The organism is Streptococcus oralis, assembly GCF_001578705.1.
GTDB classification, from domain to species: Bacteria; Bacillota; Bacilli; order Lactobacillales; family Streptococcaceae; genus Streptococcus; species Streptococcus oralis_J.
This window is the reverse complement of sequence record NZ_KQ969038.1, coordinates 303,690-317,422: the sequence shown is the minus strand read 5'-3', so window position 1 is coordinate 317,422 and position 13,733 is coordinate 303,690. Positions and strand designations below refer to the sequence as shown.

The following is a 13,733-nucleotide window of genomic DNA, read 5'->3' as shown; positions in this document are numbered from 1 at the left end:
CTACTATATAATAGCCAACCTTCAAAAGAGCAATTTTGCAACTCTGATAGGGTTTGTCTACGTTCTGAGAGTCCTTTAGGACTCTTTTTTGTTTCGCTAGAACAAAAAGTGTAAATATCTTTTCAGGAATACTCTTTTTGTATGAATTCAATGCAATGTTTTGAATTGTTTTAAAACTCAAATAGTATAAATAAACTTATTATATGTAAAAATACATCAAATAATAAGCTTTTTTCTTGAATAAAATGAGATAAAATACAGTTTTCTCTTGACAAACGAGGGCGAGAAGTGTATTATTTATACAATTCAAAAGTATAAAAATAAGAGGAGGTTTTCTATGAATAAAGTAAAGAAGGTGCTGATGGCGATGTTTGGTTTGCTCATGTTCCCCTTATTATTTGCTTGCAGTAACAGTCAGTCTCAAGGTGTTGAAGCCATTAAAGCGAAAGGAAAATTGGTGGTAGCTCTAAATCCAGAGTTTGCTCCATTTGAATACCAGAAATTGGTTGATGGGAAAAATCAGATTGTAGGTTCAGATGTTGAGCTAGCCAAAGCCATCGCAAAGGAACTAGGTGTGGAAGTGGAGTTTTCTCCAATGAGTTTTGACAATGTACTGGCTAGTCTTGATTCGGGCAAGGCTGATCTTGCCATATCAGGTGTTTCTAAAACGGAGGAGAGAAGTCAAGTTTACGATTTTTCAATTCCCTACTACACTTCGGAAAATAAGGTTATCGTAAGAAAATCTGAATTAACGAATTACCAATCAGTCAAGGATTTGGCTCAGAAAAAGGTTGGAGCGCAGAAAGGTTCTATCCAGGAAACTTTGGTCAAAGAAACCCTGCAGAATTCTTCTCTCGTTTCACTTCCTAAAAATGGAAATTTGATAACAGACTTGAAATCAGGGCAACTGGATGCGGTTATCTTTGAGGAACCAGTGGCGAAAGGATATGTAGAGAATAATCCAGACCTGGCCATCGTTGAGTTTGATGTTGACAATGATAAAGAAGATTCCTACGCTGTTGCGATGAAAAAAGACAGTAAAGAATTGAAAGAGGCGGTTGACAAAACCATCCAGAAGTTGAAGGATTCTGGGGAATTGGACAAATTGATTGACGATGCTTTTAAAGCCTCTATCGAAAAATAGAAAGAAGGAAGAGAAATGAGTAAGGAAAAAGTTATTTTAGCCTATTCAGGTGGATTGGATACATCAGTTGCTATTACGTGGTTAAAAAAAGACTATGATGTGATTGCTGTTTGTATGGATGTGGGGGAAGGAAAAGATTTGGAGTTCATCCACGACAAAGCTCTCAAGGTTGGGGCTGTTGAGTCTTATGTCATTGATGTTAAGGACGAATTTGCTAATGACTATGTTTTAGTGGCCCTTCAGGCTCATGCCTACTACGAACAGAAGTATCCCTTGGTATCTGCTCTGAGTCGCCCTCTTATTTCAAAAAAACTTGTTGAAATAGCTCATCAGACGGGGGCAACCACAATTGCCCATGGTTGTACAGGCAAGGGAAACGACCAAGTTCGGTTTGAAGTCTCTATTGCAGCTTTGGATCCCAATCTAAAGGTAGTTGCGCCTGTTCGTGAGTGGAAATGGTCTCGTGAAGAAGAAATCCAATATGCCAAAGAAAACGGCGTCCCAGTTCCTGCTGACCTTGACAATCCTTACTCTGTCGATCAAAATCTTTGGGGACGTGCAAATGAATGTGGTGTTTTGGAAAACCCTTGGAACCAAGCGCCAGAAGAAGCATTTGGAATCACATCTTCTCCAGAAGAGGCGCCAGACAGTCCTGAATTTATTGACATTGAGTTTAGCTGCGGGGTGCCCATCTCCCTTAATGGAGAGAAGATGAAAGTAGCTGCTTTGATTCAAAAGCTAAATGAAATTGCGGGTAAACACGGTGTTGGTCGTATTGACCATGTGGAAAATCGCCTAGTCGGTATTAAGTCAAGAGAGATTTATGAGTGCCCAGGCGCTGTGACTTTATTGGCAGCTCATAAGGAGATTGAGGACTTGACTCTCGTGAGAGAAGTGGCTCATTTCAAACCTATTATCGAAAATGAGTTGTCCAATCTCATCTATAATGCCTTGTGGTTTAGCCCAGCAACTCAGGCTTTGATTGCCTATATCAAGGAGACACAGAAAGTTGTCAATGGAACTGCAAAAGTTAAACTCTATAAGGGGAACGCTCAGGTAGTGGCTCGGAAATCACCAAATTCTCTTTACGATGAAAATTTGGCGACTTATACTAGTGCGGATACTTTTGACCAAGATGCGGCTGTTGGATTTATCAAGCTTTGGGGGCTTCCGACTAAGGTTTATTCAGAAGTTCAGAAAAATGTAGAGTAGTGACGCGATAGAAAGGGACGACAGGATATGTCGAAAAATACAAAATTATGGGGCGGTCGATTTGAAGGCACTGTGGAAGATTGGGTAGAACAGTTCGGTGCGAGCATTTCCTTTGACCACCAGCTGGCAAAATTTGATTTGATGGGCTCCTTAGCTCATGTTCAAATGCTAGGACAGACTGGCATTTTGAGCTTGGAAGAGGCGGAGCAGATCCAAGATGGTCTGAAAGCTTTGTTGCGAGATTTAGAGTCAGGAGAGCTTCATTTTGATATTGCAAATGAAGATATTCATATGAATATGGAAGTGTTGCTGACAGAGAAAATCGGTCCTCTGGCTGGGAAACTACACACGGCTCGTTCTCGGAATGACCAAGTCGCAACGGATATGCACTTATATCTAAAGGAGCAGCTTGGCCATGTTTTGGATAAGTTGGCGAATCTGAACAGTGTTTTGCTGGATTTGGCTGAAAAATATGTGGAAACCATCATGCCAGGCTATACCCATTTGCAACACGCCCAACCGATTAGTTTTGCCCACCATCTCATGGCTTATTACAATATGTTTCAAAGGGACAGCGAGCGTTTTGCATTTAACCTGAAACATACGGACCTATCTCCACTGGGTGCGGCTGCTTTGGCGGGGACAACTTTTCCAATCGATCGTCAATTATCGAGTGATTTATTGGGTTTCCAACAACCCTATACCAATTCCTTGGACGCAGTGAGTGACCGTGATTTTATCTTGGAATTTCTATCAAATGCCAGCATTTTGATGATGCATATGAGCCGTTTTTGTGAGGAAATCATCAATTGGTGCAGTTTTGAGTATCAGTACATTAGCTTGTCTGATAGCTTCTCAACGGGTTCATCTATCATGCCCCAGAAGAAAAATCCTGATATGGCCGAATTGATTCGAGGGAAGACAGGACGGGTTTACGGGAACTTGCTTGGACTATTGACCGTCATGAAGTCTTTGCCTTTGGCTTACAATAAGGATTTGCAAGAGGACAAGGAAGGCCTGTTTGATACAGTAGAAACGATTTTAAATTCTCTGGATGTGTTGGCAGGTATGCTATCTAGCATGCAGGTTAATAAGATCAAAATGCAGCAATCCACAGAGAATGATTTTTCGAATGCGACCGAACTGGCAGATTATTTGGCTGAAAAAGGCCTCCCCTTTAGAGAAGCGCATGAAATAGTAGGGAAATTGGTTCTAGACTCTATCAAGAATGGTAAAAATATCCAAGATTGGGATTTGGAGGAGTTGCAAGTCTACCATCCCTTGATTGAAGAGGATATTTATATCTACTTGCGCCCAGAAACCGCTGTTCAGAGACGGAATTCCTTAGGAGGAACCGGCTTTGAGCAAGTGAAATGCCAGATAGAACAAGCGAAGAAAGAACTTAAAGGGGAAAATTGATTCGTTTTCAAAGTAAGGAAGAGAGGTTGAGATGATTTATCAGCCTCTTTCTTGTCTTCTCCAACCAAGCGTGTTATAATGAATACTGCTCAAGCGACCTTCAATCGTTAAGCACACACGACCTTCAATCGTGAATAAACGAATAGATGGGAGACTTATCATGAGTGATAACTCTAAAACACGTGTTGTCGTGGGGATGAGTGGTGGTGTTGATTCGTCGGTGACGGCTCTCTTGCTCAAGGAGCAGGGCTACGATGTGATCGGTATCTTCATGAAGAACTGGGATGACACAGATGAAAACGGCGTTTGTACGGCGACCGAAGATTACAAGGATGTGGCTGCGGTGGCAGATCAGATCGGCATTCCCTACTACTCTGTCAACTTTGAAAAAGAGTATTGGGACCGCGTTTTTGAGTATTTCCTAGCGGAATACCGTGCGGGACGCACGCCAAATCCAGACGTTATGTGTAACAAGGAAATCAAGTTCAAGGCCTTTTTGGACTATGCCATGACCTTAGGGGCAGACTATGTGGCGACTGGGCACTATGCCCGAGTGGCGCGTGATGAGGGTGGCATCGTTCACATGCTTCGTGGCGTGGACAATGGCAAGGATCAGACCTATTTCCTCAGCCAACTTTCACAGGAACAGTTGCAAAAGACTATGTTTCCGCTTGGACATTTGGAAAAGCCTGAAGTTCGCAGACTAGCAGAAGAAGCAGGCCTTGCGACGGCTAAGAAGAAAGATTCGACAGGGATTTGCTTTATCGGAGAAAAGAACTTTAAAAACTTTCTCAGCAACTATCTGCCAGCTCAGCCTGGTCGCATGATGACTGTGGATGGTCGCGATATGGGTGAGCATGCAGGTCTGATGTATTATACGATTGGTCAGCGTGGCGGTCTCGGTATCGGTGGCCAACACGGCGGTGACAATGCCCCTTGGTTTGTTGTCGGAAAAGATCTGAGCAAGAATATCCTCTATGTCGGTCAAGGCTTCTACCATGATTCGCTCATGTCAACAAGCCTAGAGGCCAGTCAAGTTCACTTTACTCGTGAGATGCCAGAGGAATTTACGCTTGAATGTACGGCTAAATTCCGCTATCGTCAGCCTGATTCTAAGGTGACAGTACATGTCAAAGGAGACAAGGCAGAGGTCGTTTTTGCAGAGCCACAACGCGCCATCACACCAGGACAGGCAGTTGTCTTTTACGATGGCGAAGAGTGTCTAGGTGGCGGTTTGATTGACAATGCCTACCGCGATGGACAAGTTTGTCAGTACATTTAGATTGACAAATTTTCTTAATTTGCTACAATAATAAAAGCAATAGAAATGATGGTCAAAGCTCATGGATGTTGCAGGCTTTTTTGTCCTGCACTCCTTACGAGTTTTGACTGTTTTTGTGTCGTTTAAGGGAAAGGAGAAAAATGACTCAACAAGACTTTCGGACAAAAGTAGGAAATACGGTTTTTGGTGTTCGGGCGACAGCCTTGATTGTTCAAAATAATCAGCTTTTGGTTACAAAAGAAGGCGATTACTTTTACACTATTGGTGGTGCGATCCAAGTCAATGAAAGTACGGAAGAAGCGGTAGTCCGTGAAGTGAGGGAAGAGCTGGGTGTCAAAGCTCAGGCTGGGCAGCTAGCTTTTGTGGTCGAAAATTGTTTTGAACAAGACGGTGTTTCCTATCACAACATCGAGTTTCATTATCTGGTGAACTTGCTTGAGGATGCACCATTGACCATGCAGGAAGACGAGAAAAAGCAGCCTTGTGAGTGGATTGATTTGGATAAGCTTGAGGAGTTCCAGCTAGTTCCAGCCTTTTTAAAAACAGCCCTACCAGAATGGGACGGCCAACTAAAACACATTCATATTGAAGAATAGGAGAGAAAATGACTTATAATTTTACGGAAGAATACGATATTATTGTAATCGGTGCGGGGCACGCGGGGGTCGAGGCTTCCTTGGCTGCAAGTCGTATGGGTTGTAAGGTCTTGCTTGCGACCATCAACATTGAAATGCTGGCTTTCATGCCTTGTAACCCTTCTATCGGTGGTTCTGCCAAGGGGATTGTCGTGCGCGAAGTCGATGCCCTCGGTGGCGAGATGGCCAAAACCATTGACAAGACTTACATCCAGATGAAGATGCTCAACACAGGGAAGGGGCCAGCTGTCCGTGCCCTTCGTGCGCAGGCTGACAAGGAGCTTTACTCTAAGGAGATGCGCAAGACAGTTGAAAATCAAGAAAATCTCACCCTTCGTCAAACCATGATTGATGAGATTTTGGTGGAAGATGGAAAGGTTGTCGGTGTGCGTACAGCCACCCATCAAGAGTATGCTGCCAAGGCTGTTATCGTGACAACAGGGACTGCCCTCCGTGGGGAAATCATTATCGGAGACCTCAAGTATTCGTCAGGTCCTAACCACAGCCTAGCTTCGATTAACCTCGCTGACAACCTCAAGGAACTGGGTCTCGAAATCGGTCGTTTCAAGACAGGAACCCCTCCACGCGTCAAGGCTTCCTCTATCAACTACGATGTGACAGAGATTCAGCCAGGAGACGAAGCGCCTAATCACTTCTCCTACACTTCACGTGATGAGGACTATGTCAAGGACCAAGTGCCATGCTGGTTGACCTATACCAACGGTACCAGTCATGAGATTATCCAAAACAACCTCCACCGTGCGCCTATGTTTACAGGTGTGGTCAAGGGAGTGGGACCTCGCTACTGTCCATCGATTGAGGACAAGATTGTGCGCTTTGCGGACAAGGAACGCCACCAACTCTTCCTTGAGCCAGAAGGGCGCAATACAGAGGAAGTCTATGTCCAAGGTCTTTCAACCAGTCTGCCTGAGGACGTCCAGCGTGAGCTGGTTCATTCCATCAAAGGTTTGGAAAATGCTGAGATGATGCGAACAGGTTATGCCATTGAGTATGACATGGTCTTGCCTCACCAGTTGCGTGCGACTTTGGAAACCAAGAAAATCTCAGGTCTCTTCACTGCTGGTCAGACAAATGGAACGTCAGGTTACGAAGAAGCTGCTGGCCAAGGGATTATCGCGGGTATCAATGCGGCTCTGAAAATCCAAGGCAAGCCTGAATTGATTTTGAAGCGCAGTGACGGTTATATCGGGGTGATGATTGACGACTTGGTGACCAAGGGCACCATTGAACCTTACCGTCTCTTGACCAGTCGTGCTGAATACCGTCTCATCCTCCGTCATGACAATGCCGATATGCGTTTGACAGAGATGGGACGCGAGATTGGGCTTGTTGACGATGAACGCTGGGCTCGTTTTGAAATCAAGAAAAATCAATTTGACAATGAGATGAAGCGTCTCGACAGCATCAAACTTAAGCCAGTTAAGGAAACCAATGCTAAGGTTGAGGAGATGGGCTTCAAGCCATTGACAGATGCAGTGACAGCCAAAGAATTTCTCCGTCGACCAGAAGTGTCTTACCAAGATGTGGTGGCCTTCATCGGACCAGCTGCTGAGGACTTGGATGACAAGATTATCGAATTGATTGAAACAGAAATCAAGTACGAAGGCTATATTTCCAAAGCCATGGATCAGGTTGCCAAGATGAAACGCATGGAAGAAAAACGCATTCCAGCCAATATCGATTGGGATGATATTGACTCCATTGCAACAGAAGCCCGTCAGAAGTTCAAACTCATCAATCCAGAAACAATCGGCCAAGCTAGCCGTATTTCGGGAGTAAACCCAGCAGATATTTCTATTTTGATGGTGTATCTTGAAGGTAAAAACCGTAGTATTTCTAAGAATCAAGAAAAGAAAGCATAGAAAAAACAGCTCCGAAGACGGGGCTGTTTTGTTGATTTATTCTTCTTCATCTGGTGTGAGGATCATAGGGATAATAATCGGTTCACGTTCTGTATTTTCATAGAGGAAGGGGCGAATAGCGTTGACAATGGCACCATTGACAGATTGCACGCTGGCATCTTTGTTCTTCAGTGCGATACGAATAGCATTGAAGAGGATGCGCTGGCTTTGGCGAATCAAGTCTCCAGATTCTCTCATGTAGACAAAGCCTCGGCTGAGAATATCTGGACCAGACAAGATCATTTTAGACTTGAAGTCAACAGTTGCGACTGCTAGAACGACACCGTCTTCAGATAGATCACGACGATCTTTGAGGACAGCAGCGCCGATTTCACCGATACGATTTCCATCGACATAGATGTCTTGAGCGTTGAAATGACCTGCGATACGGGCTGAGTTAGCAGTAAGAGCAAGCACATCACCATTGCTCATGATAAAGATATTGTCCTTCTCGACACCCGTATCCACCGCTAGTCCAGCGTGGACTTTCTGCATACGATATTCACCGTGAACAGGCATGAAGTATTTGGGCTTGATCAAGCGGAGCATGAGTTTTTGCTCTTGCTGACCACCGTGTCCAGAGGTGTGGATATTGTTAATCTTACCGTGGATAACCTCGACACCAGCTTCTGAGATGATGTTGATCAACTTGTTGACGCTAGTGGTATTTCCAGGGATTGGACTTGAAGAGAAGATAACGGTATCACCGGGTTGAAGTTGCACCTGACGGTGGGTTCCGTTAGCGATACGAGAGAGGGCCGCCATAGGCTCCCCCTGACTACCTGTACAGAGGATAAGAACCTCGCCTGCAGGGTAGTCTTTGATTTCATTTGGCTCGATAAAGGTTCCCTTAGGAGCTTTGATGTAGCCAAGCTCGATTCCGTTGACAATGGCCTTTTCCATAGAACGACCAAAGACCGCAATCTTGCGTCCAGTCTTAACAGCAGCATCTGTTGCTTGCTGGAGACGGAAGATATTTGAGGCAAAGGATGCAAAGATGATACGTCCTTCGATGCCTTGGATAATCTTCATGATGGACTGGCCAACGACTTTTTCAGAGTTGGTAAAGGTTGGCACTTCTGCATTGGTCGAGTCAGAGAGGAGGCAGAGTACGCCTTCTTCACCAAGGGCTGCCATCCGGTGCAAGTCCGCAGGTTCCCCAACTGGAGTAAAGTCGAACTTGAAGTCACCCGTACAGACGATTTTTCCTTGAGGAGTATGAATGACAATCCCCAAAGGTTCTGGAATAGAGTGAGTGGTTCTAAAGAAAGTTGCCTTAAGATTTTTAAAGGTCAACTCAGTGTTGTGGTTGATTTCGTAAAGTTTGGCGTTGCGCAAGAGACCGTGTTCTTCGAGTTTTCCACGGATCAAAGCCAGGGCAAGTGGTCCAGCGTAGATAGGGACATTTGCTTGCTTGAGCAGGAAAGGAATCCCACCGATGTGGTCCTCGTGTCCGTGTGTAATCAAAACAGCCTTGACGCGGTCAATATTGTCCACGATGTAAGAATAATCAGGAATGACGTAGTCGATACCCAGCAAGTCATCTTCTGGGAATTTAATCCCAGCATCGACGATGATAATCTCGTCTTGGTATTCAATTCCGTAAGTGTTTTTCCCGATTTCTCCCAGACCACCGATGGCAAAAACGCCGACTTCTTCAGGTTTAAGAGTGTAGGCCATATTAGAACTCCGTAATCTCGAAAGCGCCAGTTTCTTTTTCGTAATCTAGCAATTTGTCAGACAAGAGTTCGATGAACTCGATGTTGTACTCTGGGCGGTTTTCTTCGACAAGTTGGCGAGCAGCGATACGGCCCTCAAGCTCTGAGCTGGCATCGATGTCTAGGTAAAGTGAGCGTGTTGTTTCACGACGTGGGCTACGTTCTTTTGTTTCTTGATAAAAAACTTTGTAAATCATATAGTTCCTTTCTATTTACAGGTCAGCTTATTCCAAACTTTTAGCAGAGATTTGCTTGATTTCATTCCATTTTGTGTCTAGATTGACCTTGATTCGTTACAATTATTTCAATTATACCACAAAATGAAAAATTAGTAAAAGACGGAAAATGAGAAAGTCGAGAGGGAAAGAAGGAGCAAAAAGACAGGTAGGATTTGGTCGGAGAGCGCTTAGGTGTTATAATGGAAAGAGAAGTTTATGGATGGGAATATTTCCTATAGCTTTTAAACAAGGAGGATTAAGAATGTTTAGTTTGTTTGAATTTGCAGTAGGGGTTCGCCTCTTGATGTTTATAGTTTTTGTAGCCTGTGTATACGGTGGAAATCTTATTTTTACGTATCTAGAACACCGCAAAACAAAATTCCTTTGGAAGCTTGCTTTTGTGACACTCTATTCAATTTTTCTCCTTCTTGTCACCTATGTTGTCTGGCTCGTTTTTAATTTTGGTTTAAATGTTTGAGCGCAATTATTCATCTAAATATACAGAAAAACCACCTCGTCTTGATAGATGGGGCGGATTTTTCTATTTTCAGGTGATATCCTTATGTTTTCGATGATGATTTCTCGCATCGAAAATCGAGTTGAAACATAAATGCCTGATCCAAATTTTTTACGAAGATCCTTTCAATTTCCTTGTTCACTTTTCTATTCAAAAAAGCTACAACTTTTTTGAATTTTTTGTGTAGAGTTGCTTGTCTAAGTGGCAGGCCCTTTTGTTTCAAAATAAAGAAAATTCCCATGCGCTGGCTTTTGTAGTATAATAGTAAACAGACAAAAAGATAGGAATGTGTTATGAAAGTATTAGCTTTTGATACGTCCAGCAAGGCTCTATCTCTAGCCATTTTGGAGGACAAGCAGGTTCTTGCCGAGACGATGATTAATATCAAGAAAAATCACAGTATTACCCTCATGCCTGCCATCGATTTTTTGATGGCCAGTCTAGATTTGACGCCAAAGGATTTGGATCGAATCGTGGTGGCGGAAGGACCAGGTAGCTACACAGGTTTGCGAATTGCGGTAGCAACTGCTAAGACCTTGGCTCACACTCTGAACATTGAGTTAGTTGGCATGTCGAGTCTCTTGGCTCTGGTGCCACGCCAACAAGAAGGCTTATTTGTTCCCCTAATGGATGCGCGTCGCAACAATGTTTATGCAGGATTTTATGAAAATACCAAACCTGTCATGTCAGAAGCGCACCTATCCTTTGCGGAAGTGCTAGAAAAAGTCAAGGATGCTGAACAAGTGACCTTTGTTGGAGAAGTTGGCCCCTTTGTGGAGCAGATCCAAGAACAGCTACCACAAGCTAGCTACCAAGAAACCTTGCCAAATGCAGCTAATCTAGCTTTGTGGGCATGGGACAAGGAAGCAGACTCCTTGCACGACTTTGTGCCAAATTACCTCAAACGAGTTGAGGCTGAGGAAAACTGGCTCAAGAACCACATCGAGTCTGGCGAATCTTACATCAAACGCCTATGATAGAAATCGAAAGAATCCAAAGACAGCCTGACCTAGCTCAAGCCATCTACGCCGTCATGGCAGCTGTTTACCCAGTCAGTCCTTGGACGCTGGAACAAATCCAAGCAGACCTGTCCCAAGACCAAACTTGGTATGCAGTAGCTTATGGTGGAGCAGAAGTGATAGGATTTCTAGCTGTTCAGGAGAATCCATTTGAAGCAGAAGTCCTACAAATCGCTGTCAAAAACGCCTATCAGGGTCAGGGAATTGCGTCAGCCTTGTTTGCTCAATTGCCGACAGATAAGGAGCTTTTCCTCGAAGTTAGAAAGTCAAATCACCGAGCGCAAGCATTTTACAAGAAAGAACAGATGGCAGTCATCGCTGAGCGAAAGACCTATTACCATGATCCAGTCGAGGACGCCATCATCATGAAGAGAGAAGTAGATGAAGGATAGATATATTTTAGCATTTGAGACATCCTGTGATGAGACCAGTGCCGCCGTCCTGAAAAACGACGATGAGCTCTTGTCCAATGTCATTGCTAGTCAAATTGAGAGTCACAAACGTTTTGGAGGCGTAGTGCCAGAAGTAGCCAGTCGTCATCATGTCGAGGTTATTACAGCCTGTATTGAGGAGGCGCTAGCAGAAGCAGGGATTACCGAAGAGGACGTGACAGCTGTGGCGGTTACCTATGGACCGGGCTTGGTTGGAGCCTTACTAGTTGGTTTGTCAGCTGCTAAGGCCTTTGCTTGGGCTCATGGACTTCCGCTGATTCCCGTTAACCACATGGCTGGCCACCTCATGGCAGCTCAGAGCGTGGAGCCTTTGGAGTTTCCCTTGCTAGCCCTCTTGGTCAGCGGTGGGCACACGGAGTTGGTCTATGTTTCTGAGGCTGGAGATTACAAGATTGTTGGGGAAACGCGAGATGATGCGGTTGGTGAGGCCTATGATAAGGTCGGCCGTGTCATGGGATTGACCTATCCAGCAGGTCGTGAGATTGACGAGTTGGCTCATCAGGGACAGGATATTTATGATTTTCCTCGTGCCATGATCAAGGAAGATAATCTGGAGTTCTCCTTCTCAGGTTTGAAGTCTGCCTTTATCAATCTTCACCACAATGCCGAGCAAAAGGGAGAAAGCTTGTCCAAGGAAGATCTGTCAGCTTCCTTCCAAGCTGCAGTTATGGACATTCTCATGGCAAAAACCAGGAAGGCTCTAGAAAAATACCCTGTTAAAACTCTAGTTGTCGCAGGTGGTGTAGCAGCCAATAAAGGTCTCAGAGAACGCCTGGCAGCCGAAATCACAGATGTCAAGGTCATCATTCCACCCCTGCGTCTTTGTGGAGACAATGCAGGTATGATTGCTTATGCCAGCGTCAGCGAGTGGAACAAAGAAAACTTTGCAAGCTTGGACCTCAATGCCAAACCAAGTCTCGCCTTTGATACTATGGAATAGAAAGTCAGCTTGAGGCTGGCTTTTTTGCTAAAATATTTTATAATATGTTAAAAAATGAAAAGTTTTTACGAATAGAATAGTAAAGGGAGTTTGGCCATGATTGAAAAGCAAGAATTGGGAGAATTTTACAAGGAATTGCGTCTGGCGAGAAAACTCAAGCAGTCAGATGTGGCTTGTGATGGACTGACAGCGTCCCAGCTATCCAAGTTTGAACTAGGTCAGTCTATGCTGTCTGCGGATAAGTTGATTCTAGCTATCCAAGGTATAAATGTGACCTTCGATGAGTTTGGACATAAGCTCAACAACTATCAAGAATCTCCGCATATGAAATTTGGTAGAAGGGTTGTGGATCGTTTTGCCCATCAGGATATAGCGGGTTTAGAGCAATTGTTGAAGGAAGTCGAACAGGAACAGATGGCGCAGACTTATCGTCGTTTGAATGCCGTCGTGATTAAAAATGCTATTCATTCCTTGGATAAAAGCTATCTGCTCGAAGAGGAGGATCGAGAGTTTTTGACTAGCTATCTCTATGCTATCGAGTCTTGGACCTGGTTTGAACTCTATCTTTTTTGCAACACCATGCCCTTCTTGAGTAATCAAGATTTGATCTTTTTATCTACCTCTTTACTCGAAAAATCCAAGGAATTTAAAGAATTGGCACACAATAGACTGTATATGAAAAGTGGCTTTCTGAATATCGCATCAGAGCTCATGGAGCGCAAACTTTTTTCTTATATCCCAATCTTTGAAGCCGAGTTGGAGAGTATGCTTCGACCATACGATGTTTTTGAGAAATTATTGTGGCAGTTTTTAAAGAAGATGAGCATTTTCCTTCAAACTAAGGGGAGCAATCAAAAAGAGATTGAACACTTTATCCAATCTCTACAAATATTAGAGAATCCCCAATTAACAGCCCTTTTTGAACTACGATTACAGCAATACAAAGACCTGATCGATTAGTCCACAATCGCAAATGAGAGATTTCTATGAGAAAAAATGTCAAATATGCGATTTTCTAAGATAGGGTAGTTTTCGTGTTATACTGTCCTTGTAAGACATTTGAAGCAAATCCTAGGTCGCAGAAGTGGTTTACAAATAAAAATAATTGAAGGAGTGTAAATGATGTTGAATTTACAATTTGCAGAAACAATGGAACTAACAGAAGTGGAGTTGGAGACAGTTTATGGAGGAAACCTTGTGGTTAATCCAGGCAATGGTGGTGGAATTGCTTTACCGATTTGGGGAGGCGGAGGTA

The 13,733-nt window shown here is 43.9% G+C and carries 13 protein-coding genes; 11 read left to right on the top strand and 2 right to left on the bottom strand.

Annotated features, from left to right (window positions below):
* Positions 1-337: 337 nt before the first annotated feature.
* The 6 genes from SORDD05_RS07500 (at position 338) to mnmG (ending at position 7,575) form a co-directional block, all read left to right on the top strand.
* Complete coding sequence (locus tag SORDD05_RS07500; protein WP_061418542.1) at positions 338-1,144, top strand: ABC transporter substrate-binding protein; 807 nt, start codon at positions 338-340, stop codon at positions 1,142-1,144.
* Positions 1,145-1,159: 15 nt separating this feature from the next.
* Positions 1,160-2,356: an argininosuccinate synthase gene (locus tag SORDD05_RS07495; RefSeq protein ID WP_000031899.1), complete on the top strand. Its 1,197-nt coding sequence runs from the start codon at positions 1,160-1,162 to the stop codon at positions 2,354-2,356.
* A 27-nt stretch (positions 2,357-2,383) separates the two neighbouring features.
* Positions 2,384-3,775 (top strand): argininosuccinate lyase, encoded by a 1,392-nt coding sequence (gene argH / locus SORDD05_RS07490; RefSeq protein WP_061418540.1) that lies wholly within the window; start codon positions 2,384-2,386, stop codon positions 3,773-3,775.
* Positions 3,776-3,935: 160 nt separating this feature from the next.
* A complete protein-coding gene (mnmA, locus tag SORDD05_RS07485; protein WP_061418537.1) occupies positions 3,936-5,057 on the top strand; it encodes a tRNA 2-thiouridine(34) synthase MnmA in 1,122 nt (373 codons plus the stop codon).
* A gap of 140 nt (positions 5,058-5,197) precedes the next feature.
* Complete coding sequence (locus SORDD05_RS07480) at positions 5,198-5,653, top strand: NUDIX hydrolase (protein WP_061418533.1); 456 nt, start codon at positions 5,198-5,200, stop codon at positions 5,651-5,653.
* Positions 5,654-5,661: 8 nt separating this feature from the next.
* Positions 5,662-7,575 (top strand): tRNA uridine-5-carboxymethylaminomethyl(34) synthesis enzyme MnmG, encoded by a 1,914-nt coding sequence (gene mnmG / locus SORDD05_RS07475; RefSeq protein ID WP_000221914.1) that lies wholly within the window; start codon positions 5,662-5,664, stop codon positions 7,573-7,575.
* Between the two features lie 36 nt (positions 7,576-7,611).
* Here mnmG and rnjA read toward each other — a convergent pair whose 3' ends face one another.
* Complete coding sequence (gene rnjA / locus SORDD05_RS07470) at positions 7,612-9,294, bottom strand: ribonuclease J1 (RefSeq protein ID WP_000331971.1); 1,683 nt, start codon at positions 9,292-9,294, stop codon at positions 7,612-7,614.
* Position 9,295: 1 nt separating this feature from the next.
* Positions 9,296-9,529: a DNA-dependent RNA polymerase subunit epsilon gene (locus SORDD05_RS07465; protein ID WP_000639585.1), complete on the bottom strand. Its 234-nt coding sequence runs from the start codon at positions 9,527-9,529 to the stop codon at positions 9,296-9,298.
* A gap of 283 nt (positions 9,530-9,812) precedes the next feature.
* On the opposite strand from SORDD05_RS07465, the gene SORDD05_RS07460 reads away from it, so the two are divergent.
* The 5 genes from SORDD05_RS07460 (at position 9,813) to SORDD05_RS07435 (ending at position 13,438) form a co-directional block, all read left to right on the top strand.
* Complete coding sequence (locus tag SORDD05_RS07460; protein ID WP_061418531.1) at positions 9,813-10,028, top strand: hypothetical protein; 216 nt, start codon at positions 9,813-9,815, stop codon at positions 10,026-10,028.
* A gap of 332 nt (positions 10,029-10,360) precedes the next feature.
* Positions 10,361-11,044, top strand: coding sequence for a tRNA (adenosine(37)-N6)-threonylcarbamoyltransferase complex dimerization subunit type 1 TsaB (tsaB, locus tag SORDD05_RS07450; protein ID WP_061418526.1), 684 nt, complete (start codon positions 10,361-10,363; stop codon positions 11,042-11,044).
* The gene (rimI, locus tag SORDD05_RS07445; RefSeq protein ID WP_061418523.1) at positions 11,041-11,478 is read left to right on the top strand and encodes a ribosomal protein S18-alanine N-acetyltransferase; all 438 of its coding nucleotides are present in this window, start codon (positions 11,041-11,043) and stop codon (positions 11,476-11,478) included. The genes tsaB and rimI overlap by 4 nt, the downstream gene beginning before the upstream one ends.
* A complete protein-coding gene (tsaD, locus tag SORDD05_RS07440; RefSeq protein WP_061418520.1) occupies positions 11,468-12,478 on the top strand; it encodes a tRNA (adenosine(37)-N6)-threonylcarbamoyltransferase complex transferase subunit TsaD in 1,011 nt (336 codons plus the stop codon). Before rimI ends, tsaD begins: the two co-directional genes overlap by 11 nt.
* 96 nt (positions 12,479-12,574) lie before the next feature.
* The gene (locus tag SORDD05_RS07435; protein WP_061418519.1) at positions 12,575-13,438 is read left to right on the top strand and encodes an XRE/MutR family transcriptional regulator; all 864 of its coding nucleotides are present in this window, start codon (positions 12,575-12,577) and stop codon (positions 13,436-13,438) included.
* Positions 13,439-13,733: the final 295 nt, after the last annotated feature.

Bases quoted from the DNA above. Each gene is read 5' to 3' on its own strand.
- SORDD05_RS07500 (WP_061418542.1), top strand. From the start codon at position 338: ATGAATAAAGTAAAGAAGGTGCTGATGGCGATGTTTGGTTTGCTCATG.
- SORDD05_RS07495 (WP_000031899.1), top strand. From the start codon at position 1,160: ATGAGTAAGGAAAAAGTTATTTTAGCCTATTCAGGTGGATTGGATACA.
- argH (WP_061418540.1), top strand. From the start codon at position 2,384: ATGTCGAAAAATACAAAATTATGGGGCGGTCGATTTGAAGGCACTGTG.
- mnmA (WP_061418537.1), top strand. From the start codon at position 3,936: ATGAGTGATAACTCTAAAACACGTGTTGTCGTGGGGATGAGTGGTGGT.
- SORDD05_RS07480 (WP_061418533.1), top strand. From the start codon at position 5,198: ATGACTCAACAAGACTTTCGGACAAAAGTAGGAAATACGGTTTTTGGT.
- mnmG (WP_000221914.1), top strand. From the start codon at position 5,662: ATGACTTATAATTTTACGGAAGAATACGATATTATTGTAATCGGTGCG.
- rnjA (WP_000331971.1), bottom strand. From the start codon at position 9,294: ATGGCCTACACTCTTAAACCTGAAGAAGTCGGCGTTTTTGCCATCGGT.
- SORDD05_RS07465 (WP_000639585.1), bottom strand. From the start codon at position 9,529: ATGATTTACAAAGTTTTTTATCAAGAAACAAAAGAACGTAGCCCACGT.
- SORDD05_RS07460 (WP_061418531.1), top strand. From the start codon at position 9,813: ATGTTTAGTTTGTTTGAATTTGCAGTAGGGGTTCGCCTCTTGATGTTT.
- tsaB (WP_061418526.1), top strand. From the start codon at position 10,361: ATGAAAGTATTAGCTTTTGATACGTCCAGCAAGGCTCTATCTCTAGCC.
- rimI (WP_061418523.1), top strand. From the start codon at position 11,041: ATGATAGAAATCGAAAGAATCCAAAGACAGCCTGACCTAGCTCAAGCC.
- tsaD (WP_061418520.1), top strand. From the start codon at position 11,468: ATGAAGGATAGATATATTTTAGCATTTGAGACATCCTGTGATGAGACC.
- SORDD05_RS07435 (WP_061418519.1), top strand. From the start codon at position 12,575: ATGATTGAAAAGCAAGAATTGGGAGAATTTTACAAGGAATTGCGTCTG.